Source organism: Pseudomonas neuropathica, assembly GCF_015461835.1.
GTDB lineage: Bacteria > Pseudomonadota > Gammaproteobacteria > Pseudomonadales > Pseudomonadaceae > Aquipseudomonas > Aquipseudomonas neuropathica.
Map to the genome: position 1 here is coordinate 1 of NZ_JACOPX010000027.1, position 23,580 is coordinate 23,580.

The 23,580-nt window shown below is 59.6% G+C and carries 20 protein-coding genes and 1 riboswitch; of the genes, 11 read left to right on the forward strand and 9 right to left on the reverse strand.

Annotated features, from left to right (window positions below):
* Nucleotides 1-190: 190 nt before the first annotated feature.
* The 3 genes from H8F23_RS27700 to H8F23_RS27710 all read right to left on the reverse strand — a co-directional run bounded on the left by H8F23_RS27700 (nucleotide 191) and on the right by H8F23_RS27710 (nucleotide 3,023).
* Nucleotides 191-775 (reverse strand): TMEM165/GDT1 family protein, encoded by a 585-nt coding sequence (locus H8F23_RS27700; protein WP_007912813.1) that lies wholly within the window; start codon nucleotides 773-775, stop codon nucleotides 191-193.
* Between the two features lie 87 nt (nucleotides 776-862).
* Nucleotides 863-987, reverse strand: a riboswitch (yybP-ykoY riboswitch).
* 39 nt (nucleotides 988-1,026) lie between these two features.
* On the reverse strand, nucleotides 1,027-2,025 hold the full coding sequence (locus H8F23_RS27705) for a class I SAM-dependent methyltransferase (protein ID WP_194936472.1): 999 nt from the start codon (nucleotides 2,023-2,025) through the stop codon (nucleotides 1,027-1,029).
* Nucleotides 2,026-2,057: 32 nt separating this feature from the next.
* Nucleotides 2,058-3,023 (reverse strand): 2-hydroxyacid dehydrogenase, encoded by a 966-nt coding sequence (locus tag H8F23_RS27710; protein ID WP_194936473.1) that lies wholly within the window; start codon nucleotides 3,021-3,023, stop codon nucleotides 2,058-2,060.
* Nucleotides 3,024-3,114: 91 nt separating this feature from the next.
* On the opposite strand from H8F23_RS27710, the gene H8F23_RS27715 reads away from it, so the two are divergent.
* Nucleotides 3,115-3,744 (forward strand): LysE family translocator, encoded by a 630-nt coding sequence (locus H8F23_RS27715; RefSeq protein WP_093441294.1) that lies wholly within the window; start codon nucleotides 3,115-3,117, stop codon nucleotides 3,742-3,744.
* Nucleotides 3,745-3,869: 125 nt separating this feature from the next.
* Here H8F23_RS27715 and H8F23_RS27720 read toward each other — a convergent pair whose 3' ends face one another.
* Nucleotides 3,870-4,634 (reverse strand): AraC family transcriptional regulator, encoded by a 765-nt coding sequence (locus tag H8F23_RS27720; RefSeq protein WP_194936474.1) that lies wholly within the window; start codon nucleotides 4,632-4,634, stop codon nucleotides 3,870-3,872.
* Between the two features lie 84 nt (nucleotides 4,635-4,718).
* Here H8F23_RS27720 and H8F23_RS27725 point away from each other — a divergent pair, with 84 nt between their 5' ends.
* The 4 genes from H8F23_RS27725 (at nucleotide 4,719) to H8F23_RS27740 (ending at nucleotide 11,351) form a co-directional block, all read left to right on the forward strand.
* Nucleotides 4,719-5,903 (forward strand): MFS transporter, encoded by a 1,185-nt coding sequence (locus H8F23_RS27725; protein WP_194936475.1) that lies wholly within the window; start codon nucleotides 4,719-4,721, stop codon nucleotides 5,901-5,903.
* 146 nt (nucleotides 5,904-6,049) lie between these two features.
* Nucleotides 6,050-7,732 carry a fatty acid--CoA ligase gene (locus tag H8F23_RS27730; RefSeq protein WP_194936476.1) on the forward strand — a complete coding sequence of 561 codons (1,683 nt, stop codon included), beginning with the start codon at nucleotides 6,050-6,052 and terminating at the stop codon, nucleotides 7,730-7,732.
* A gap of 337 nt (nucleotides 7,733-8,069) precedes the next feature.
* Complete coding sequence (locus H8F23_RS27735) at nucleotides 8,070-9,959, forward strand: DUF1302 domain-containing protein (RefSeq protein WP_016985157.1); 1,890 nt, start codon at nucleotides 8,070-8,072, stop codon at nucleotides 9,957-9,959.
* 27 nt (nucleotides 9,960-9,986) lie between these two features.
* On the forward strand, nucleotides 9,987-11,351 hold the full coding sequence (locus tag H8F23_RS27740; RefSeq protein ID WP_034154350.1) for a DUF1329 domain-containing protein: 1,365 nt from the start codon (nucleotides 9,987-9,989) through the stop codon (nucleotides 11,349-11,351).
* Here H8F23_RS27740 and H8F23_RS27745 read toward each other — a convergent pair.
* Entirely contained in the window at nucleotides 11,348-11,596 is a 249-nt protein-coding gene (locus H8F23_RS27745; protein WP_194936477.1) for a hypothetical protein, read from the reverse strand. The genes H8F23_RS27740 and H8F23_RS27745 overlap by 4 nt on opposite strands.
* 71 nt (nucleotides 11,597-11,667) lie before the next feature.
* Here H8F23_RS27745 and H8F23_RS27750 point away from each other — a divergent pair, with 71 nt between their 5' ends.
* Nucleotides 11,668-14,400, forward strand: coding sequence for a LuxR C-terminal-related transcriptional regulator (locus tag H8F23_RS27750; RefSeq protein ID WP_194936478.1), 2,733 nt, complete (start codon nucleotides 11,668-11,670; stop codon nucleotides 14,398-14,400).
* 52 nt (nucleotides 14,401-14,452) lie between these two features.
* On the opposite strand, the gene H8F23_RS27755 is transcribed toward H8F23_RS27750, so the two are convergent.
* From H8F23_RS27755 to H8F23_RS27765, 3 genes are read right to left on the reverse strand one after another with little or no spacing between them, the layout of a single operon-like run.
* Nucleotides 14,453-15,259 (reverse strand): PP2C family serine/threonine-protein phosphatase, encoded by an 807-nt coding sequence (locus H8F23_RS27755; protein WP_194936479.1) that lies wholly within the window; start codon nucleotides 15,257-15,259, stop codon nucleotides 14,453-14,455.
* A 3-nt stretch (nucleotides 15,260-15,262) separates the two neighbouring features.
* On the reverse strand, nucleotides 15,263-15,937 hold the full coding sequence (locus tag H8F23_RS27760; RefSeq protein ID WP_194936480.1) for a vWA domain-containing protein: 675 nt from the start codon (nucleotides 15,935-15,937) through the stop codon (nucleotides 15,263-15,265).
* A 24-nt stretch (nucleotides 15,938-15,961) separates the two neighbouring features.
* Nucleotides 15,962-17,872 (reverse strand): protein kinase domain-containing protein, encoded by a 1,911-nt coding sequence (locus tag H8F23_RS27765; protein ID WP_194936481.1) that lies wholly within the window; start codon nucleotides 17,870-17,872, stop codon nucleotides 15,962-15,964.
* A gap of 116 nt (nucleotides 17,873-17,988) precedes the next feature.
* Here H8F23_RS27765 and H8F23_RS27770 point away from each other — a divergent pair, with 116 nt between their 5' ends.
* Complete coding sequence (locus H8F23_RS27770; RefSeq protein WP_194936482.1) at nucleotides 17,989-18,633, forward strand: MBL fold metallo-hydrolase; 645 nt, start codon at nucleotides 17,989-17,991, stop codon at nucleotides 18,631-18,633.
* 118 nt (nucleotides 18,634-18,751) lie between these two features.
* The gene (locus H8F23_RS27775; protein WP_077574486.1) at nucleotides 18,752-19,489 is read left to right on the forward strand and encodes an OmpA family protein; all 738 of its coding nucleotides are present in this window, start codon (nucleotides 18,752-18,754) and stop codon (nucleotides 19,487-19,489) included.
* 228 nt (nucleotides 19,490-19,717) lie between these two features.
* On the opposite strand, the gene H8F23_RS27780 is transcribed toward H8F23_RS27775, so the two are convergent.
* Nucleotides 19,718-20,152 carry a YhcB family protein gene (locus H8F23_RS27780; protein ID WP_007917055.1) on the reverse strand — a complete coding sequence of 145 codons (435 nt, stop codon included), beginning with the start codon at nucleotides 20,150-20,152 and terminating at the stop codon, nucleotides 19,718-19,720.
* A 144-nt stretch (nucleotides 20,153-20,296) separates the two neighbouring features.
* On the opposite strand from H8F23_RS27780, the gene H8F23_RS27785 reads away from it, so the two are divergent.
* From H8F23_RS27785 to zapE, 3 genes are all read left to right on the forward strand, one after another.
* Nucleotides 20,297-20,926 carry an alpha/beta hydrolase gene (locus H8F23_RS27785; RefSeq protein WP_194936483.1) on the forward strand — a complete coding sequence of 210 codons (630 nt, stop codon included), beginning with the start codon at nucleotides 20,297-20,299 and terminating at the stop codon, nucleotides 20,924-20,926.
* Nucleotides 20,927-20,950: 24 nt separating this feature from the next.
* Nucleotides 20,951-22,306 carry a tryptophan--tRNA ligase gene (locus H8F23_RS27790; protein ID WP_194936484.1) on the forward strand — a complete coding sequence of 452 codons (1,356 nt, stop codon included), beginning with the start codon at nucleotides 20,951-20,953 and terminating at the stop codon, nucleotides 22,304-22,306.
* A gap of 90 nt (nucleotides 22,307-22,396) precedes the next feature.
* A complete protein-coding gene (gene zapE, locus H8F23_RS27795) occupies nucleotides 22,397-23,491 on the forward strand; it encodes a cell division protein ZapE (protein WP_034156483.1) in 1,095 nt (364 codons plus the stop codon).
* The last annotated feature ends 89 nt before the right edge of the window (nucleotides 23,492-23,580 follow it).

Genomic DNA, 23,580 nt, shown 5'->3' on the forward strand with positions numbered 1-23,580 from the left:
GAACATAGGCGAAAATCGAGTCTGAAAAACCTGATTATTGCTCAGGAAGCAGGCACAGCAAGGGGGAGCAAGCTCCCCCTTCAGTTTTTACCGGACACTAGTGACGCTCTGCGTGGGAATGCCTCAAGGGACGCAGAGCGTCCCCGGCTGCATTCCCACGCAGAGCGTGGGAACGATCCTTCTCTCAGGGTTAAACCCAGCCACTGCTCTGCATCGCCTTGTACACCGCAACAATCGCCAAAATCATGAATGCCGAAGCCGCGAGGCGACGGATCAAGGTCAGTGGCAGTTTGTCTGCGGCGAAGTTACCTGCCAGCACCACCGGCACGTTGGCAATCAACATGCCCGCCGTGGTACCGATAATCACCAGCCACAGATCCGGGTATTGTGCCGCGAGCATCACTGTCGCGACCTGAGTCTTGTCACCCATTTCTGCGAGGAAGAACGCAATCAGCGTGGTCAGGAACGGCCCGAACTTGCGCGCGGTGCTGGTTTCATCGTCATCCATTTTGTCCGGAACCAGTGTCCACAGCGCAGTGGCCGTAAAGCTTGCGGCGAGAATCCAGTGCAGCGTGGCATTCGAGAAGAAACTGCCGAACCAGGCGCCGACCGCACCGGCTGCTGCGTGGTTGGCCAAGGTCGCAGCGACAATACCGGCAATGATCGGCCAGGGTTTGCGAAAGCGAGCGGCGAGAATCAGCGCGAGCAGTTGCGTCTTGTCGCCGATTTCGGCCAAGGCAACGATTGCGGTGGGAACGAGTAACGAGTCCAGCATCAGGATTTCCTAAGGGGCGGGTCGACACGGCTATGACACGTACAGCCTTCCCGCCCCGGGTAAGGTGTGCGTGTCATAGGTCTTGTCAAACCCTGCGATCCGTCTGCTGCGGACGCTTGGGTCGCATACGCCATGATCTGAGGATCAAGTATGTTGACGTATGCCGGACGAGCTTGGCGCTCGTGGGAGACTACTCCCCTAGGACGGAGCGGATTCTGCCTTCGCAAATCCGATTGAGCAAGAACAAATTTTCAGCCGCGCTTGGCCCGGTAGATGCGGAAACCATTGCCTTCAGCCTTGATTGCACAGACGCCCAGATGCTCTTCGATCAGTGGTTGATACTTGAGGAAGCTGTTCGCCACCAAGCGCAGTTCGCCGCCGTTTTTCAGATGTTTCGCTGCTTTTCGCAGCAAGTTCTCGGTGGCGAAGTAATCGGTGTGCACGCCGACATGGAACGGTGGGTTGCTCAGAATTGCGTTCAAACCCATCGGCGCAGCGTCGATACCGTCACCGGTCAGCACTTCAGCTTCCAGACCATTGGCCGCCAATGTCAGGCGACTGCTGGCGGCGGCAAACGCGTCCACATCCAGCAACGTGACCTGATTGTGTGGGTAGCGACGTTTGACCGCAGCCCCCAACACGCCCGCGCCGCAACCGAAGTCGAGCAAATGGCCACTCGGCAGTTTGTCCAGATGCTCCAGCAGCAGGGCGCTGCCGCGATCCAGGCGACCGTGGCTGAACACGCCCGGCAGGCTGATGACTTTCAGCGGACCCTCGGCCAAAGGCAATTCATAGGTCTGCGCCAGGCTTTCCAGGGGTTTCTCTTCAGGGGCGTTGGCCACAGTCACTTGCCACAACTGGCAGTGGCGCGCGCTGTCGAGTTTGCGCGGCTTGCCGAACGGGTTGAGCTGCTTGGATGCGCCTTCGATGCCGCTGCGCTTTTCCCCGACCAGAAATACTTCACGCCCGGCCAGACGCGAAGCCACGGCGTTGAGGATGTAGTCGGTGAGGTCTTTGGACTTGGGCAGAAACACCACGGCGCTGTCGAACTCGCGCTCGGGAATGTTCACGCCGAAATGGCTGCGCCCTTCGAAACGGGCATCCAGTGCGGCCTGGTCGCCGGCATGCCAGCACCAGCCGAATGCGTTGGGCAGGCGTCCGAGCAAATCATCGGCGGGCAAACCGGCCAACAACAACGAACCTTGAAACAACTCGGGCTGACGAAGCAGTACTTCACTGCGCGGATCCATAACTGCTCCTCAAAAAAAAGTGCCGCAGTTTATCAACTGACGACCCGCAGCGCCTTACCGCTGAAGAACGCCTGAGCGTTTTCGGTCAATTGACCGACGATGCGCTGGCGTGCCTCACGGCTGCCCCAGGCGTTGTGTGGCGTAACGATCAGGCGTGGGATGTCCGCCGCGAGCAACGGATTGCCTTGGGTCGGTGGCTCGACGCTCAACACATCGGTAGCCGCGCCGCCGAGGTGGCCATTGCGCAAGGCATCGGCCAGCGCCTGTTCATCGATCAGACCGCCACGCGCGGTGTTGACCACGAACGCACCGGGCTTCATCGACGCCAACTCGCGAGCACCGATGAAGTGGCGGGTGTGCTCGTTGAGCGGGCAGTGCAGGGTGAGGGCGTCGATTTGTGGCAGCAGTTCATCCAGCGGCAAACGATCCGGGCGAGCTGGGCGCCCGGGAATCTGCCCGAGCAACACGCGCATGCCGAACGCTTCGGCCAATCGCGCCACGGCGCCGCCGAGTTCGCCATGACCGAGCAGGCCGAGGGTTTTGCCTTCCAGCTCGACAATCGGATAGTCGAGCAAACAGAACTGTTTCGCCTGCTGCCAGCGACCTTCGCCAACGGCTTTCTGGTAATCGGCCAGACGCGTGGCGAGGTTGAGCAGCAGCATGATCGTGTGCTGCGCCACCGACGGCGTGCCGTAACCCTGACAGTTGCACACGGTGATGCCGTGAGCACGGGCGGCCGCGAGGTCGACGTTGTTGGTGCCGGTGGCGGTGATCAGGATCAGCCTCAGGTCGGGGTTGGCGGCCATGGCGGCGGCGTCGATCAGGATCTTGTTGGTGATCGCTACGGTGGCGCCTTGCAGGCGTTCGGCGACTTGCCCGGGCAACGTTTGGGCGAACAGTTGCAGATCGCTGAAACACTCGCGCAACGGACTGAGGTCGAGGTCGCCGAGATCCAGCGAAGGGTGATCAAGGAATACCGCGCGGTGCGTGTTGGTCATCAACTGTACCTTTCGTGCTGTGAGCGTAGGGCGTAATCTGCCGAGCCTACCAGATGAAACAAATTGATACGCTTGGCCGAAAGGAGCCCCCATGTACTGGACCGAGTTCTTGACCGTTGCACTGATCCACTTGCTGGCTGTCGCCAGCCCCGGCCCGGACTTCGCGGTGGTGGTGCGCGAGAGCGTAACCCACGGTCGTCGCGCCGGTACCTGGACCGCACTGGGCGTGGGCACGGCGATTTTCCTGCACGTTGGTTATTCGCTGCTCGGTATCGGCCTGATCGTGTCGCAATCGATCGTGTTGTTCAACGCGTTGAAATGGGCGGCGGCGGCTTACTTGCTGTACATCGGCTTCAAGGCATTGCGCGCGCAACCCGCCAAAGCCGTGGCCGATGACTTGCACAAAGAGGCCGGCGTACGCACGGCTCGCGGCGCGTTCACGTCGGGCTTCGTCACCAATGGCCTGAATCCGAAAGCCACGCTGTTTTTCCTGTCGCTGTTCACTGTGGTGATCAACCCGCACACGCCACTGGCGGTGCAGGCCGGTTACGGGATTTACCTGGCGGTCGCGACTGCGTTTTGGTTCTGTCTGGTGGCGATGTTGTTCAGTCAGCAGCGGGTGCGTGCCGGTTTCGCCCGCATGGGCCACTGGTTCGACCGCACCATGGGCGCGGTGCTGATCGCTCTCGGCGTGAAAATCGCGTTCACCGAGATGCACTAAGCGCTGAAACGCGATCAACCTGTGGGAGCGAGCTTGCTCGCGAAGGCGTCGGATCAGTCGACATCACAGGTGACTGGAAGATTGCTTTCGCGAGCAAGCTCGCTCCCACAGGGGGTGGGAAATTCCTACACGAGTGCGCTGAGCTTGCTCAGGGTATTCAGGTAATCGCGGGGATTTTCCCCAAGCAAACGGCGAAACATCGCGCTGAACGCCCGCGCGCTGCCGTAACCCAAGTCCTGCGCCACACGCTGCACGCTGTCCCCGGCGAGCAGGCGGGGCAGGGCTTCCATCAGGCGCAGTTGCTGGCGCCAGGCGTTGAAACTCATCTGCACTTGTTGCTGAAACAGCCGCGCCAGCGTGCGTGAGCTGGCGCCGACCTGCTGCGCCCAGTCTTCCAGCGTATTGGTGTGATCGGGGGTGTGCAGCAGTGCCAGACAGATATTTTGCAGACGCCGGTCGGTTGGCATCGGAATGTGCAGCGGCAGGTTTTCCAGACCGGCGAGTTCTTCCAGCATCAACTGCTGAATCAGCGGATTGTCGGCATGCGGCGGCCCTTGCACGGCACGCAGGATCAGCTCGCGCAGCAGCGGTGTCACCGCCAAAACGCAGCACTGTTGCAGGCTGGCGGGTGACAGTTCTGGCGCGATGAACAGCGAGCGCATCTGCACGTCGCCGCTCATGAAAATCTCGTGCGCCACTTCTGGCGGAATCCACACCGCGCGACTAGGCGGAATCACCCATGCACCCGAGTCCGTGACCACGCGCATGATCCCGCTGACCGCATACAACAACTGCGCCTCACGATGCAGGTGCAGCGGCTGGTGCGCGCCATCCAGATAATCCCGGGGGTAGGCGCTCACCGGGCCGTGTTCGAAATGGCTGATCAACATGTCTGATTCGATGACTTGTCTGGCAGGAATGCGCTTTGTGGCCAACTTAGCATAGCGCCACACAACAACGTAAAGCGTGCCGCCATGAATCAATCCAGAAACGTCATTCGCTATATCAACGCCGCCCATGTGATCGATCACATGTTCATGCTGATATTTCCCGCCGCCGTGCTCGGTATGACGCAGGCCTTCGGTCTCGACTACGCCACGCTGATCGGCCTGTCACTGGGCGGCTTCATTGCCTTCGGCGCGTGTTCGCTACCCGCTGGTTGGCTGGGCGACCACTGGAGTCGGCGGCAGATGATGCTGGTGTTTTTCTTCGGTATAGGCGTCTCGGCGATTTTTACCGGCCTGAGTAACAGTCCGACGATGCTGGTGATCGGCCTGACCCTGATCGGTATTTTTGCGGCGATTTATCACCCGGTCGGCACGGCGATGTTGGTCGCTTATGCACAGAATCGCGGCCGGGAAATCGGCATCAACGGTATGTGGGGCAATCTGGGTGTGGCGTTTTCGGCGCTGATCACCGGTTTGCTGGTGGCGCAATTCGGCTGGCGCTCGGCGTTTCTGATACCGGGCGCAGTGGCGATTGTGCTGGGAGTCGGCTTCGCCTTGCAGGTGCGTGAAGAGCCGATTCCGAAGCGTGCACACACGCCACTCAAGGGGGCCGCTGGCCAGCGTATTTCCATGCTCATGGTGTTCGGCGTGCTGGCGCTGGCGACGGCCACTGGCGGCGTGGTGTTCAACGCCACCACCATGACCTATCCGAAGCTGTTTCAGGAGCGTTTGCATGAGCTGTTTGCCTCGCCGCAAACCCTTGGTGTGGTGGTCAGTCTGGCCTATGCCTTCGGTGCGGTTGCACAGTTGAGCATTGGTCGGGTGTTGCATCGGCTCAGCCTGAAATGGCCGTTCATTGTCCTGACGCTGTGCCAGGCACCGCTGTTATTTGCGCTGGCCTATGCCGACGGCTGGGCCGTGATCGCCCTCGGCGCAGCGTTTATGTTCGTGGTGTTTGGTCAGGTCACCGTCAACGATGCGATGGTCGCCAACTTCGTCGCCCCGCAATGGCAATCACGGGTGTTCGCTCTGCGTTACTGTTTATCGTTCGGTGCCAGTGCGACGGCGATTCCGCTGATTTCCTATGTCGAACCGCGCCATGGTTTTGTAGGCCTGTACTTGATTCTTGCGGGTTTCGGCGCTTTGACCTTCCTTGCAGCAGTCGTATTCCCACGGACGCCTTCCGAGGAGGCTGTAGGGCAAACAGCCTGATCAATAGCGAAAACCGGCAAATGCTGGCGCAAAGCTAGCATTTGTACGGCTTTGCAAATCATTCCTTTGGCTGATTTGGCTGGCGTATAAGGGTTCTAGAGTACCGATCTCTACGCCAACACCGTGCAGTCAGAAAAGGGATTCTTATGTTGCAGACTCGCGTCATTCCCCCGGCCGATGGGGCCTACCAGTATCCATTGCTGATCAAACGGCTGCTGATGTCCGGCGCCCGTTACGAGAAAACCCGCGAGATCATCTACCGTGACCAGTTGCGCTATAGCTACCCGACATTGATCGAGCGCGTGGCGCGGTTGGCCAATGTGCTGACGGCCGCCGGTGTGAAAGCCGGTGACACCGTGGCGGTGATGGACTGGGACAGCCATCGTTACCTGGAATGCATGTTTGCGATTCCGATGATTGGCGCGGTGATTCATACCATCAACGTGCGCCTGTCGCCGGAACAGATCCTCTACACCATGAACCACGCCGAGGACCGCTTTGTGCTGGTCAACAGCGAGTTCGTCGGTCTTTACCAGGCAATCGCACCGCACCTGACCACGGTCGAGAAAACCCTGCTGCTGACTGATTTGCCGGAAAAAACCGCCGACCTGCCGAATCTGGTCGGCGAGTACGAACAACTGCTGGCCGCCGCGAGCCCGCAGTACGACTTCCAGGACTTCGACGAAAACTCGGTCGCCACCACGTTCTACACCACCGGCACCACGGGCAATCCGAAAGGCGTGTATTTCACCCATCGGCAACTGGTCCTGCACACCATGGGGGTGTCGACGATCATGGGCGCGATCGACAGCGTGCGCCTGCTCGGCACCAACGACGTGTACATGCCGATCACACCGATGTTCCATGTACACGCCTGGGGCCTGCCGTACGTGGCGACCATGCTTGGCCTCAAACAGGTTTATCCGGGGCGCTACGATCCGGAGTTTCTGGTGGAGTTGTGGCGCAAGGAGAAAGTTACCTTCTCCCACTGCGTACCGACCATTCTGCAGATGCTGCTCAACGCCAAAGGCGCGCAAGGCACCGATTTCGGCGGCTGGAAAATTGTCATCGGCGGCAGCGCGCTCAATCGCACCTTGTATGAAACCGCCAAGGCGCGGGGCATTCAGCTCACCGCTGCGTACGGCATGTCGGAAACCGGGCCGCTTGTATCCTGTGCGCATCTCAATGATGAGTTGATGGCCGGCACTGAAGACGAACGCACCACCTACCGGATCAAGGCCGGCGTGCCGGGGCCGCTGGTGGAAGCGGCGATTGTCGACGCCGAGGGTCACTTTCTCCCGGCCGACGGCGAGACCCAGGGCGAACTGGTGCTGCGTGCGCCATGGCTCACCGAAGGCTATTTCAACGAACCGCAGAAGGGCGCCGAGCTCTGGGCTGGCGGCTGGCTGCACACCGGCGACGTCGCCACGCTCGACAGCATGGGCGTGATCGACATCCGCGATCGCATCAAGGACGTGATCAAGACCGGCGGCGAGTGGATCTCCTCGCTGGACCTCGAAGACCTGATCAGCCGTCACGTCGCGGTACGCGAAGTAGCAGTGGTGGGCATCGCCGATCCGCAGTGGGGCGAGCGTCCATTTGCCTTGCTGGTAATCCGCGAAGGGCATGTGATCGGGGCACGCGAGCTCAAGGAACACCTCAAGCCGTTCGTGGAATTGGGACACCTGAGCAAGTGGGCGATTCCGAGTCAGATCGCCCTTGTTACCGAAATTCCCAAGACCAGTGTCGGCAAGCTCGACAAGAAGCGCATCCGTCTCGACATCACCGAATGGCAGGCCAACAACAGCACCTTCCTCTCGACACTTTGAGTGTCTGCTGGCGCGCCGAAACCGGCGCGCCAGACCCACCAAGCAAGCGCTTGGCTTGTGAAATCGAAAAAATCAGCCATCCTTGCCGTGCCGACATGCGTCGGACTGGCGAAAGGACTGTTCCAGAGTGGCCGGCAGCTGCAAATCACACTTTAGAGGGATCAAGCAGTACCACCTGCTGGCTATAGTCCGCTCAAGGATTTTTAAGAACGGGGCACACGCACAAAACGGGGCGATGCATCTTTGGAGTGATTTCGGGTTGTCTCTGGCACCCGGTCCTTCAGGCGTTTTTAAAAGTACTCACTGCCATAACAATAATGCACATGGAGTAGCGTCGATGACCTCAGTAAACCAGTTCTGGCGCCGGGCGAAACTGCCTCTGGCGGTCAGTCTTGCCTCTTCGCTCGCCGGGCCCGCATTCGGCGTCAGTTTCAACGTCGGTGAAATCGAGGGCCAGTTCGACTCTTCCCTGTCGATCGGTGCCAGTTGGTCTACCCAGAGCCCGAACAAGAACCTCATCGGCGTCAACAACGGCGGCCATGGTCTGTCGCAGACTTCTGACGATGGCCACGCCAACTTCAAGAGCGGCGAAACCTTTTCGAAGATCTTCAAGGGCATCCATGACCTTGAACTGAAATACGGCGACACCGGCGTGTTTGTCCGTGGCAAATACTGGTACGACTTCGAACTCAAGGACGAAAGCCGCGAGTTCAAGGACATCAGCGATTCGGGCCGTAAAGAGGGCGCCAAGTCGTCCGGCGGGCAGATCCTCGACGCCTTCGTCTACCACAACTACGCGATCGCCGATCAGCCAGGTTCCGTGCGTCTGGGCAAACAGGTGGTGAGCTGGGGTGAAAGTACCTTTATCGGTGGCGGCATCAACTCGATCAACCCGATCGACGTTTCCGCGTTCCGTCGTCCGGGCGCCGAGATCAAGGAAGGCCTGATCCCGGTCAACATGTTCTACGTGTCCCAGAGCCTGACCGAAAACCTTTCGGCCGAAGCGTTCTATCAGCTGGAATGGGACCAGACCGTCGTCGATAACTGCGGCACGTTCTTCTCGCAGCCGGACATCGTTGCCGACGGTTGCAACGACAACCTGCGCGTGCTGAACAAGCGTTCGCAAATCCCGGCCATCGCCCTGGGGCCGTTGGCGGCCAACGGTGTCAACGTCAACGAAGAAGGTGTTCTGGTGCGCCGTGGTCCGGACCGCGATGCCCGTGACAGCGGCCAGTGGGGCGCGTCCTTCAAGTACATGTACGAACCGCTGGACACCGAGTTCGGCGCCTACTTCATGAACTACCACAGCCGTGCGCCGATCTTCAGCGCCACCGGTGCTCCGCAATCGGTCTACAACACTGCGCGCGCGCTGCCGGGGCCGTTTGCGGCGCTTGCACCGTTGCTGGTCGCGGGTAACTCGAACTACTTCATTGAATACCCTGAAGACATTCGCCTCTACGGTCTGAGCTTCTCCACCACCCTGCCTACCGGTACCGCGTGGAGCGGTGAGATCAGCTACCGGCCGAACGCCCCGGTACAACTGAACTCCACCGACATTTTGTTCGCCGGTGTGCGTCCGATCGGCGGGGCACTGACCAACGCTTCGATCCTCAATGGCGTGCCGGGTCAGGACCTGCACGGTTACGAGCGTAAGGAAATCACCCAGATCCAGACCACGTTCACGCACTTCTTCGATCAGGTCATGGGCGCCAGCCGGCTGACCCTCGTCGGCGAAGTCGGCGCGACCTACGTCGGCGGTCTGGAAAGCCGTTCCGACAAGCGCTATGGCCGCGATCCGGTATACGGCCCGGGTGAGTTGCCGGCCACTGGCGGTGTGAATACCTGCGCCAATATTCTCAACGCCAGCACCATCAATGGTGCCGGGCCGGGTTCACCGCAGAACAACCGCAGCCGCAACTGCGACAACGACGGCTTCACCACCTCGATGTCGTGGGGCTACCGCGGTCGCGCCATCTGGGAATACAACGACGTCTTCGCCGGTGTGAACCTGAAGCCGAACGTGGCCTGGTCCCACGACGTCAGCGGTTACTCGCCAGGCCCTGGCGGCAACTTCGAGGAAGGTCGCAAAGCGGTCAGCCTGGGCGTCGACGCTGAATACCAGAACACCTACACCGCGAGTCTGGCGTACACCAACTTCTTCGACGGCAAGTACACCACTGTGGATGACCGCGACTTTGTTGCGCTCAGCTTCGGCGTGAACTTCTAAGCACTGCATTTCAGGACGAACGAATTTATGAAAATAACAAAGAGTCTGTTCCACGCCGGTGTTCTGGGCCTGTCGCTGCTGGCGACCGGCGTCATGGCCGCCGTGCCCGCTGCCGAAGCCGACAAACTGGGCAAGAGCCTGACGCCGATGGGCGCGGAAATGGCCGGTAACGCCGACGGTTCGATCCCGGCGTGGAAGCCGCTGCCGAAGAATGCCGGCTCGGTCGACAGCAAGGGTTTCCTGTCCAATCCATACGCCAGTGAGCAACCGCTGTTCACCATCACTGCGAAAGACGTCGACAAGTACAAGGACAAGCTGGCGCCAGGTCAGTACGCGATGTTCAAGCGTTACCCGGACACCTTCAAGATGCCGGTCTACCCGTCCCATCGTGGTGCGACCGTGCCGGATGACGTGTTCGCAGCGATCAGGAAAAACGCCACCACCACCAACTTGGTGTCCGGCGGCAACGGTCTGGAAAACTTCGATACCGCTGTACCGTTCCCGATTCCAAAAACCGGTGTGGAAGTCATCTGGAACCACATCACCCGCTATCGCGGCGGCAGCGTGACCCGTCTGGTGACCCAGGCCACACCTCAGCCGAACGGCTCGTTCAGTCTGGTGTACTTCCAGGATCAGTTCGTGTTCCGCGACAAGATGAAGGACTACGACCCGAAAAACCCGGGCAACATCCTGTTCTACTTCAAGCAGAAAGTGACTGCGCCGGCCCGTCTGGCCGGTGGTGTGCTGCTGGTGCACGAAACTCTCGATCAGGTGAAGGAACCTCGTTCGGCCTGGGTCTACAACGCCGGCCAGCGTCGTGTGCGTCGTGCGCCACAAGTGTCCTATGACGGTCCGGGTACTGCGGCGGATGGCCTGCGTACCTCCGACAACCTCGACATGTTCAACGGTGCTCCGGATCGCTACGACTGGAAGCTCGAAGGCAAGAAAGAGATGTACATCGCCTCCGACAGCTACAAGCTCGACGATCCGAAACTGAAGTACGCCGACATTATCAAGGCCGGTCACATCAACCAGGATCTGGCGCGTTACGAGCTGCGCCGCGTCTGGCATGTGGTTGCCACCCTGAAAGAAGGTCAGCGTCACATCTACGCCAAACGTGACTTCTACATCGACGAAGACACCTGGCAAGCCGCCGTGATCGATCACTACGACGGTCGTGGCCAACTGTGGCGCGTCGCCGAAGCGCATGCCGAGAACTACTACGACAAGCAAGTGCCGTGGTACGCCCTGGAAACCCTCTACGACCTGCAGTCCGGCCGTTATCTGGCACTGGGCATGAAGAACGAAGAGAAGAGTGCGTATGACTTCGGTTTCACCGCCACCACCAGCGACTTCACCCCGGCGGCACTGCGTCAGGACGGTGTTCGCTAAACCGCTGTAAAACCGAGGCCGCATCCTCGTGAAAACGCCCCGACTGGTTCGGGGCGTTTTTTTTGCTTTTTCTGGCGCACTGTTGAACCGCTTTTGTAGGAGTTGCCGCAGGCTGCGATCTTTTGATTTTGACTTTTCAACAACAAAAGCCCGATCAAAAGATCGCAGCCTTCGGCAGCTCCTACAGGGGTGGGTCCAAAGGTGGGTGTAGCCTTTTTGTAGCCATTTGTAGCAGCAACCTTCATAACCGGTTCGTTTAAGGCTAGTCTGCGGACATCTGCAACGCCGCCAACAGCAATTCGAACAAGAGCCGGCCATGACTGATCTGTCCCCACTTCCGGGTCCCGCAAGCGTTGCCATCGCGGCACTGGACGGGCGTTTTTTCCGCCCGCCGCTGCCTGACGGCTACGTCTTGCGACCACGCCTTTGCGAGCGCCTGCAGGCCGGGCTCGGTGGGCGTCTGTTGCTGGTCAGTGCTCCCGCCGGGTTCGGCAAGAGCTCGCTGGCGGTGGAGTTCTGTCAGAGTCTGCCGGCACACTGGCAAAGCCTTTGGCTGGGCCTGAGTCCTCGCGACAGCGACCCGGGGCGCTTCCTCGAACGTCTGCTCGAAGGCTTGCAGGACTACTTTCCGCAACTGGGCAGTCGCGCACTCGGCCTGCTGAAAATGCGCCAACGCCACCAGCCCTTTGCCTTCGAAGAATGGCTCGACGGCTTGCTCGATGAACTGACCCTGCACCTCGATCCCGGCGCGCCACTGCTGTTGGTGCTCGACGATTACCATCTTGCGCAAGGCCCGGTGCTCGATCGCTGCCTGCAGTTTTTCCTCAACCATTTGCCCGATGGCTTGCTGGTCATGGTCACCAGTCGCCAGCGCCCGGACTGGCATCTGGCGCGCTTGCGTCTGTCACGGCAGTTGCTGGAGTTGCATGAAGCGGATCTGCGCCTGACTCACGACGAAGCCATGACCTTGCTCGATCGCCACAGCAGTTCGCTGCGCGGTGAAGCGCTGGAAAACCTGATCCAGCGCAGCGAAGGCTGGGTCGCCGGTTTGCGGTTCTGGCTGCTCGCGGTGTCTGAGGCCGGCAGCGATGCGGCGTTACCGCAAGCGTTGAACGGTGGGGAAGGGCTGATCCGCGACTATCTGCTGGAAGAGGTCATCGATTGCCTGCCGGCCGAAGTGCAGGCCTTTCTCTACGACACCGCACCGCAAGAGCGTTTTTGCAGCGAACTGTGCGACGCCGTTCGCGAAGCCCACGACAGCGCCGAGATCCTGCGTTTCCTGTTGGCCCATCAGGTCTTTCTGGTGCCGCTGGACGAGCACGGTCACTGGTATCGTTATCACCATTTATTTTCGGATTTGTTGCGCAGTCGGCCGATTGCTCAGGCGATGGTGCCGACTGCAACGCTGCACCTGCGTGCCTGTCGCTGGTTCAACGCACAAGGGCTGCTGGATGAAGCCGTGGAGCAGGCGTTGCGCGCCGGTCACCTGGATGTCGCGGCAAATCTGGTACAGAACCTCTCGGAGGAGCAACTGCTGGCCGAGCAAAACGTCGGCATGTTGCTGCGCTGGAAAATGGACCTGCCAGACAGCCTGTTGATCAGCACCCCGCGCTTGATTGTGTTGTACAGCTGGGCACTGGGGCTGGCCTGTCAGCTGGATGCCGCCGAGGAGTTGTCCAGCCACCTGAGCCGCTTCCTGCCGGCGCCTTCCGCTACTGCGCAAAAGTCGATGCTGGCGCAATGGCTGGCACTGAGCGGAATAATTGCCCGAGGGCGTGGCCACCGTGAGCTGACGATCAGATACTGCACCGAGGCCTTGGAAAGCCTGCCGGCCAAACGTTATGGCCAACGGCTGATGTGTCTATCGACCTTGTCCAATCTGGCCATTGCCGATGGCGATCTGTGGCGCGCACGCGGTCTTAACCGCGAATCTCTGGAGCTGGCGCAGCGAGTCGGCAATCCGTTGTTCGAGGCACTGGCGCACTACGATCGCGCGCGGGTGTTGCAGGCTCGCGGCGAAATCCTGCGCGCCCTCGATGAAGTCCATCAGGGGCTGGAGCGCTTGCGTGGTTTGTCGCCACAACGTCTGTACGCGGTGCGCGCACGGCTGACCTTGTACGAAGGCTTTCTTTTGGCCATGCGCTTGCAGCCTCAGGCCGCACGCGTGCGGTTGTCGGCCGGAATCAGCGAGGCACGAGCCTGTCGCGATATCAGCGTATTGATCGGCCATTGCGTCATCGCTCGACTGGATGGCGGCAGCGGCGAGTTCGCCAAGGCCTTTGCCGAACTGGCCGAAGCCGAACGCCTGATGCACATCTGGGACGTGCCGCCGATCTATTATCTGGCGATGATCACTCTGGTCAAATGTGAACTGTGGCTGGCGCAGGGTCGCACCGATCTGGCCGAGGCGTGGCTGGCGCGATTGGGCCAGACCTACACTGGCGAACGCGCCGCTGCGCCGCCGGAGTTTCATCCACAATTGCCGCTGCATGTGGAACTGCAACAGGCTTTGCTCGACCTGAATCAGGGCCAACCGATGCTCGCCGAAGGGCGTTTGAACGTGTTGCATGAAAATGGCCAGCAAACCGGTCGGCAGTTGCTTAGTGTGATGGCGTTGACGCAGAAGGTGGCGCTGTTGCTGGCAGGCAGTCGGGAGACAGAAGCCCGCAAGGCATTGGGGCAGGCGCTGGAAGCAGCCGCCGGAGGCGTGCTGCAGCCGTTCGATGCCTTGATGAAGGGGCACGAGAATTGGCTGCGAAGCCAATTGCAGACTTCGCCGGCGCTCACAGGACAGCAACTGCTTGAACACTTCCCGCCAGCGACGTCTCGCCCGGTTGTGGATTGCGCAGTGGCTGAGCAACTCAGCAGCCGCGAACTGGCGGTACTGCGCCTGATCGCCCAAGGCTGTTCGAATCAGGAGATCAGTGAACAGTTGTTTATCTCTTTGCACACCGTGAAAACCCACGCCAGCCACATCAACAGCAAGTTGGGGGTCGAGCGGCGCACGCAAGCGGTGGCCCGGGCGAAAGAATTGGGGGTGTTGCAGTAACCGTAGCTGGATGCCTCTGGCGCAAGGCGAACCTTGGGCCAGAGGTTGTCGATTACTTCGCTTCGTCAGCGTCCACGCCGTTTATCGACCCCTCACGTTCAAGAATCGACATCAGGCCCAAGGCGCAATCATCGGTAGTTTTGCTGGCGATGGACTGTTGCAGGTTCTCGCTCAGCACAGCCTTGAATTTTTTCCGAGGCAACGTCGCATTCCACCCCAGCAGTGTCTTGACTGCCGGTGCGGGTGCTCCGCTGGATTTTTGATAAAGGCTTTCTGCGCTGCCGTCACTCATGATCGCAAAGCCGGTTGGCGTGTCGATGTGGCCGCGGTACAACCGTAGCTTCGATATCGCTTTAGGGTCAGTCAGAAACCAGGTGGTATTGGCGTATTCACCGTTTTCTGGAGGCGAGAGAGTCTGGAGTTGCCCGTCCGAATCAATGCTTGCGATGACACCATCGCCCAAGTGCCCGGCCATGTAGCGACCCTGCGAGTAAGCAACGAACGACAGGGTGCACGCCAGATCGTTGATGTCGCCGCCGAGCTTGGCGGATTTGCGTCTGAATGCGTCCAGACAGCGATTGACCAGACGCTGGGCTGCCTTCGCATGGATTTTTTCCATATTCTGCCAAAGGCTTTCAAAATTCTTGCAGACGTAGGCGAGTGTCGCGGTGACCGCGACCTGGGCGCCGATGTTCGACCGGGCTCTGGAGCCCGCACCGTCAGCCAGGGCTATGCAGGTCACGCCGTTGGACTCTCTTGCCGCGACATAGTCCTGGCAAGGTGTTTGAGTTTTCAGGTGCGAGCGGCCCGCGACCGACGCGAAAGCGGTTTTACAGGTGAAGTCTGGGAGGTCAGACATGGCTCAGACCTGTCCCCAGGCTTCGATGCCTTTGATATCCAGTGGCACCGCGTCACCGGGTGTCGACTGTGAGGCACGGGAAACACTTTTGCTCAGCCAGGCAAAAAACTCGTTGAAGCGCAGGCCTTTAAGGCGCAGTGGCGGGCGTAACGGCGAGAATCGAGCCAGCGATTGTACGTTCGCGGCTTTACCGATTGCGATGGGGAACACGGTCAGTTTGCGTTTGTTGATCATGTCGCTGACGCGAGTGGCTGCTTCGCTAATGTCATCGGTTGGCTCGCCATCCGTCATGAGAACCATCCACGGCTGAAAGTAATCCACGCCAGCCTGTTGATAATCCTCTTTGCGCGCTTCCAGCAAATCCAGAGCGATGCCCACGGCGTGCCCCATCGGGGTCATGCCGGAAGCGACCAGCGGCGGCACGTCCTGACGGCTGATGGAACCGAAATCCATGACTTTCTGCGCTGTTCCGCCAAAAGTCACGATGCAGATTTCAGCGGCATATTGCGCTATTTCATCGTCCTTGATTGCTTCGAAAAACTGTTGAACGCCCGAGTGCAGTTCTGCAATAGGCTCGCCTTCCATTGATCCGCTGACATCCAGCACGAGGCAGACGGGTACGCGTGTGGTCGGGTTCTCAGCAAGTTCTTCCTGACTGAGGAGATAGTTGTCTGGCATGGAATTGTCCTTGTGGGGTGAGCGTTACAGCCAACGCTTCAAGAGTCGTTTGAACCAGCGCAAAACGATGTTTTGCCGATTGCTCGCGTGCACTGGCAATGGTCGATAGGGTTGCGGTCGAGCGGAAGTCGGTTGCTGCTGCGGCCTTGCCGCTGTCGGGCGGGCGGTCGCAGGTGCAGCCGCGGGCGCAGGACGGTTCGGTGTCTGTGCCACCACTTTGGGAGGCGGGGGCGGCGTTGGTCGAGGCGCGATGGGCGCCGGAGGTGGCGCCGCACGCTGGCCGGCCTGCTCGATTTTCTTTTGGCTCTCACTGGCCAGCCTTTTCAGTTTCGCTGTTTTCTGGCAGTCCGAGCATATGGTCGGCTTGCCTGCCGCCTTCATTTTTTCAAACCAGTCCTTGGCCACCTTGTGGGGCTTTTTGCAACTGCCACAGACGTCTTCAACGGGATCTTTGATATGAAACGCGGCAGGAAACAAATCATCGCAATGTTTGCCTTTGCGTAACCCTTCGCCGTACTGAGTCAGCAGTTTCAGCCAGTCATCGATGGGGCGTCGCTGATTGTCTTCGAAAGTATTGCTGAATGCCTGTTTGAGCGGATACGGCAAATGACTCCAGATATGCTGCCAGACGCCCACCGGCGCGACGCTTGCCCGGCCGATGCCGCTGCCCTTTTTGAATCGGTAGGGGAAGTTCATGTTCTTGATGTTGTCGGAAGCCGTTCCGCCACCCTGTTGAGAATAGGGTGGTTTGCCCGGTAGCAGGATCATGAACAGCATGGTGGCGATGGCGAACAGCTCGTGATTTTTTGTGCGCAGGTAGTCGCCATATTTTTCGTCCTGGATTTCCGGCGCGGTGAACGGCACCGTGCCCACTTCGCAGGGGAAATGTCCAATCTGGAAGCTGTCGGTATCGACCATCCAGACCTTGTTGCTGTCTGCCGTCACGAGCAGGTTCATCGGATTGATGTCGCCCACGATGATGTTCAGCGAGTGCAGATAGTGCACCTGTTTCAAAAAGGCGCTCGCGACATTCACCAGGTCACGCCGCGTCCATTTCGCGAAGGTCTTCAGCAGTACCTGTTTGACGAATACCGTGCTGTGAAGTGTTCTGCCATCCGCGCGAGGCATGACATAACCGACGAACTCCTTTTGCGCATTGAACACCAGCTCGGTCGGCCAGCAAATGCCGGGTTCGACGATTTTACGCGTGACCATCAGGCTGATTTTCTCGCGGCGCCGGGTCGTGAGTTTTTCAATGTGATAGATCTTGCAGACTTCTGCGTTGCCAGCCACGGCATGGATCGTTCCTTCTCCGCCGGCGCTGATGGCTTTATCCAGGGTCAATTGACGACCGCTCGAGGTGATTACCACCGAGCCTTCCGCGACACGTTCACCTTGGTTGCGAATAACCATGTCGGCAGTGAGGAGCGGGGTTGCCGGCATGTCGAAAGGCACGATCGGTGCAGGTGCAGGTGCAGGTGCAGGTGCAGGTGCAGGTGCCGGTCCGGTCCAGCGCTGGGCTCTGGCCTGCGCGGCTTTGCACTGCGCGAGCTGCGATTCGTCGCATGTCAGTAGCAGCAGATCGTAATGGCGGCACAAGTCGACGACTTCTACCGAAGAGCTTTGCTCCAGCGGCGCGGTCGTGCGTTTGAGCGCGAAGATCGCTTGGCCATTGAACGAGCATTCGGCCAGCAGATCGCCGGGATGCAGCGCTGTACCTTTAGGGAGCGCACGGTGCGGCCGAGACGGTTTGCCGATGAAGGACCGAAAAAAATCCCGTGCGTTGCGGTGGACCTGCTCGTTTCCCTCGGTCAGGGACTGAAGCTTCAGAAGATCGGAATGGGCGATAAAAGGCAGACCATTCCTGGCGCGAATGCGGTTGATAATGTCCGGGTCCAGAAAAAGGACGCTTTTATCGACGAGCACGTGTTCCATAGAGTGGGGCATTGGCTTCCTGCCGTCTTGTTCCAAAATTGGCACGGCGCGAGGATACCCCATCAATTTTGCGCATCACAACCGCAGCGGCACGCCTTGGCATCAGGATCAAAACCATGCAAACCCCGAACACAGCGCTCATCCGCGAAACCTTTCCCGTCGGCCCGCTCCAATGCAACTGCACCATCATCGGCGACCCGATCACCAAAAAAGCCATCGTCGTCGACCCGGGTGGCAACCCCGACCTGATCATGGCGCGCCTTGATGCTCACGGGCTGAAAGTGGTCAGCATCATCCACACCCACGCGCACCTCGATCATTTCCTCGCCTCCGGTCAGATGAAGGAAAAAACCGGCGCGACCCTGCATCTGCACAAGGAAGACCAGTTCCTGTGGGACAACCTCGAAATGCAGTGCCAGATGTTCGGTGTGCCGTACACACCGGTGCCATCGCCAGATCGCTGGTTGAGCGACAATGAGGAGCTGGCCTGCGGTTGCGGTGTTGCCCTGCACACGCCGGGCCATACACCCGGTTCCATGAGCTTTTGGTTTTCCGAGGCTAAGCTGTTGATAGCCGGCGACACGTTGTTTCGTCGCGGGGTAGGGCGCACGGATTTATGGGGCGGCGATCAGGCGACCATCGTGCGTTCGATCAAGCAGCGGCTATACACCTTGGACGAGGACGCGACCGTGATTACCGGACACGGGCCGGATACGCGTCTGGGTGATGAAATGCGCGAAAACCCGTTTGTACGCGCCTGAATATTTTGTCACGAGCGCCCGGCGGAATTTTTGTGCATTGTCATGATCCAACGCCCGCGCAGGTCCATTTTACCCAGTGGCCGCTGCACCACAGAATGCGAAAAACCAGGAGCTCTCCATGTTCACCAAGCGTCGTTTGATTATTGTCGCTACTGCCGTGGCCTTGCTGTCCGGCTGCGCCTCGCCTAACCCGTATGACAATCAGGGCCAGGCTGACAGCGGCTCTCAAGGCATGAGCAAAACCGCCAAATACGGCGGCCTCGGTGCACTTGCCGGCGCACTGGCCGGTGCCGCCATCGGTCACGACAACCGTGGCAAAGGCGCATTGATCGGCGCCGCTGTGGTCGGTGCTTCCGCTGCCGGTTACGGTTACTACGCTGACCAGCAAGAAAAGAAACTGCGCGCGAGCATGGCCAACACTGGCGTTGAAGTGCAGCGCCAAGGTGATCAGATCAAGCTGATCATGCCGGGCAATATCACCTTCGCCACCGACTCGGCGAACATCGCTTCCAGCTTCTACCAGCCGCTGAACAACCTCGCGGGCTCGCTGAAGGAATTCAGCCAGAACCAGATCGAAATCGTCGGCTACACCGACAGCACTGGCAGCCGTCAGCACAACATGGACCTGTCCCAGCGTCGTGCGCAGAGCGTGGCGACTTACCTGACTTCGCAAGGTGTCAGCGGCGCCAACCTGTCGGCGCGTGGCGCCGGTCCGGATAACCCGATTGCCAGCAACGGTGATGTGAATGGCCGGGCGCAGAACCGTCGGGTTGAAGTCAACCTGAAGGCGATCCCGGGCCAGCAGTATGGTGGTCAGCAGCAACAGCAGCCGGGTACGGTTCAGCAGTATCCGTAAGCGCTTGTCAGAATGAAAAAAATGCCCGGTCCTGCGATCGGGCATTTTTTTGTCTGGCCTGTGCCGGCCCCTTGGTGAGCAGGCTTGCTCCCACATTTGAAATGCATTCCCCTGTGGGAGCGAGACTGCTCGCGAAGGGGGCGCTACGAACACCGAAGATTACAGACACAAAAAAGCCCCCGGGACACATCACTGTCCGGGGGCTTTTTGTTCGTCAGCGAAGACTGATTACTTCTTCAGACCATAATGCTCATCGAGCATGCCCGGCGAGTTCGGGGTCTTCGGTGCGTAATCACGTGGTGGCTCCTGATCGCGCGGTGGCGTCAGGCGTTCGCGTGGCGCGACTGCCGCGTCAGCGTGCAGGGCAGCGATCAGGCGCTGGCGGGTCTGCTCGTCCAGGGCCAGACGATTGGCACCCTCGGCGAGATGATCCTGCACTTCCTGATAGCTCTGGGTCAGCTTCTTGACCAGCATCGCGGTGCTGTTGAAGTGGGTGACCACTTCGTTTTGATAACTGTCGAAACGCTCCTGGATATCATCCAGTTGACGCTGCGTACGGCTCGGCGCGGCGTTCGGCGCAACGCGCGCGATCAGGAATCCAATGGCGACACCCACAACCAGGGCAAGAGTCGGTAACAACCAAACTAAGAGCGAGTGTTCCACGAGTCCTTCCTCTATAAACGGCTTTGCTTTACGTTAACGGCTCGAACCTGCGCTGTATACCGCGATTCACTCGCAATAGATTGGCACAGACAATTTGCTAGACGAGTCGACCCGATTCGAGGTCACGGAGTTCCTTCCTTGCTGATGCGTGAAACCCCTGTAGTGATTGACGGCCCGGTGGGTCAACTTGAGTCTCTGTACCTGGATAACGAGCAGCCAATCGGCATCGCGCTGATCTGCCATCCGAACCCGGTACAGGGCGGCACCATGCTCAACAAGGTCGTCTCGACCCTGCAGCGCACCGCGCGCGACGCTGGTCTGATTACCTTGCGCTTCAACTATCGCGGCGTCGGCGCCAGTGAAGGCGCGCACGATATGGGCACCGGTGAAGTCGACGACGCCCAGGCGGCGGCCAAGTGGCTGCGGGAAAAACACCCGGATCTGCCGCTGACCCTGTTCGGTTTCTCCTTCGGCGGATTTGTTGCAGCAAGTCTCGGCGGTCGTCTTGAAGCGCAGGGTGTGCCGCTCAAGCACCTGTTCATGGTCGCGCCAGCGGTGATGCGTTTTAGCGAACAGGATCAATTGCCAGATCATGGCGAACTCACCGTGATCCAGCCGGAAACCGACGAAGTCATCGACCCGCAACTGGTCTACGCCTGGTCGGAAAAACTCCAGCGCCCCCATGAGCTGCTGAAAGTGGCAGAATGCGGACACTTTTTTCATGGCAAGCTGACCGATCTCAAGGATCTGATCCTGCCGCGTCTCTCGAATTGATTGCAGTCTGACAAGCGATTACCCATGACGAACCGTACCCGTATCCTCACCGGCATCACCACCACCGGCACGCCGCACCTGGGCAACTACGCCGGCGCCATCCGCCCGGCGATCCTCGCCAGCCGCGACAGCAATGCCGACTCGTTCTACTTTCTGGCCGACTACCACGCCCTGATCAAATGCGATGACCCGCTGCGCATCCAGCGCTCGCGTCTGGAAATCGCCGCGACCTGGCTGGCCGGTGGCCTCGATGTCGACCGCGTGACCTTCTACCGCCAGTCCGACATCCCGGAAATCCCTGAGCTGACCTGGCTGCTGACCTGTGTTGCCGCCAAGGGCCTGCTCAACCGTGCGCACGCTTACAAGGCGTCGGTGGACAAGAACGTCGAAACCGGTGAAGACCCGGACGCCGGCATCACCATGGGCCTCTACAGCTACCCGGTACTGATGGCCGCAGACATCCTGATGTTCAACGCGCACAAGGTCCCGGTCGGTCGCGACCAGATCCAGCACGTGGAAATGGCCCGTGATATCGGCCAGCGTTTCAACCATCTGTTTGGTCAGGGCAAAGAATTCTTCACCATGCCCGAAGCGTTGATCGAAGAAAGCGTGGCGACGTTGCCAGGCCTCGACGGGCGCAAGATGTCGAAGAGCTACGACAACACCATCCCGTTGTTCTCCAGCGCCAAAGAGATGAAGGACGCGATTTCGCGCATCGTCACCGACTCCAAAGCGCCTGGCGAAGCGAAAGACCCGGACAACTCGCACCTGTTCACCCTGTTCCAGGCCTTCGCCACACCGGCGCAGGCTGATGAGTTCCGCAGCGAACTGCTCGGCGGTCTGGGTTGGGGCGAGGCGAAGAATCGCCTGTTCCAGTTGCTCGACAACCAACTCGGCGAGGCTCGCGATAAGTATCACCAGTTGATCGAACGTCCGGCAGACCTGGAAGACATCCTGCAGATCGGCGCCAAGAAAGCCCGTGCCGTGGCAACGCCGTTCCTCAACGAACTGCGTGAAGCCGTGGGCCTGCGTTCCTTCGTCAATCAGGTGCAGGTCGCCGCGACCACGAAGAAGAAAGCTGCGAAAGCCGCGCGTTTCGTCAGCTTCCGTGAAGACGACGGCAGTTTCCGTTTCCGTCTGCTGGCGGCCGATGGCGAGCAACTGCTGTTGTCGCGCAACTTCGCCGACGGTAAAACCGCCGGGCAGGTGACCAAGCAACTGCAATCCGGCCAGCCACTGGACGTGCGCAGCGAAGACCTGAGCTTCAGCGTGTGGCTGGAAGGCGAGTGCGTTGGCGACAGCCCGGCATTCGCCGACGCTGCTGCGCGAGAGGCGGCCATCGAGGCGCTGCGCGTCGCGCTGACCCCGGTTCAGGACTAATCGGCGGCACGGTCCGACCAAGGGCCGATTGCCATTCCCACGGGCCGTCGCTACAGTGACGGCCCGTTTTTGTTGCCTTGCTAACGAATTATGACGCCCCTAGAACGATACCAAGCTGATCTGAAACGCCCGGACTTCTTCCATGACGCCGCGCAGGAAACTGCTGTGCGTCATCTGCAGCGTCTGTACGAGGATCTGATCGCCGCCGATCAGAACAAGCCGGGTCTGCTGAGCAAACTGTTCGGCAAAAAGGATCAGACGCCGGTCAAGGGCCTGTATTTCTGGGGCGGCGTGGGTCGCGGCAAGACTTACCTGGTTGACACCTTCTTCGAAGCGCTGCCGTTCAAGGAAAAGACCCGCACTCACTTCCACCGCTTCATGAAGCGTGTGCACGAAGAAATGAAAACCCTCGGCGGCGAGAAAAACCCGCTGACCATCATCGCCAAGCGCTTTGCGACTGAGTCGCGGGTGATCTGCTTCGATGAATTCTTCGTCTCCGACATCACCGACGCGATGATCCTCGGCACGCTGATGGAAGAACTGTTCAAGAACGGCGTGACCCTGGTCGCGACCTCGAACATCGTTCCGGACGGCCTGTACAAGGACGGTCTGCAACGTGCGCGTTTCCTGCCGGCGATTGCGCTGATCAAGCAGAATACCGAGATCGTCAACGTCGACAGCGGCGTCGACTACCGTCTGCGTCACCTCGAACAAGCCGAGCTGTTCCACTATCCGCTCGACGAAGCTGCTCACGAAAGTCTGCGCAAGAGCTTCAAGGCGCTGACGCCGGAATGCACAGCTGCGGTCGAAAACGATGTGCTGATGATCGAGAACCGCGAAATCCGTGCCCTGCGCACGTGCGACGACGTGGCGTGGTTCGACTTCCGCGAACTGTGCGACGGCCCGCGTAGCCAGAACGACTACATCGAACTGGGCAAGATCTTTCACGCCGTGCTGCTCAGCGGTGTCGAGCAGATGAGCGTCACCACTGACGACATTGCGCGCCGCTTCATCAACATGGTCGACGAGTTCTACGACCGTAACGTGAAGCTGATCATTTCGGCTGAAGTCGAGCTGAAGGATCTATACACCGGAGGCCGTTTGAACTTCGAATTCCAGCGTACGCTGAGCCGTCTGCTGGAGATGCAATCGCACGAATTCCTGTCGCGGGCGCACAAGCCTTAAGCAGAATCGCGAAACAAAAAAAGGGCCTGCAATTGCAGGCCCTTTTTTATGTCCAGAATTCACCGCAATACCCTGTAGGAGTGAGCCTG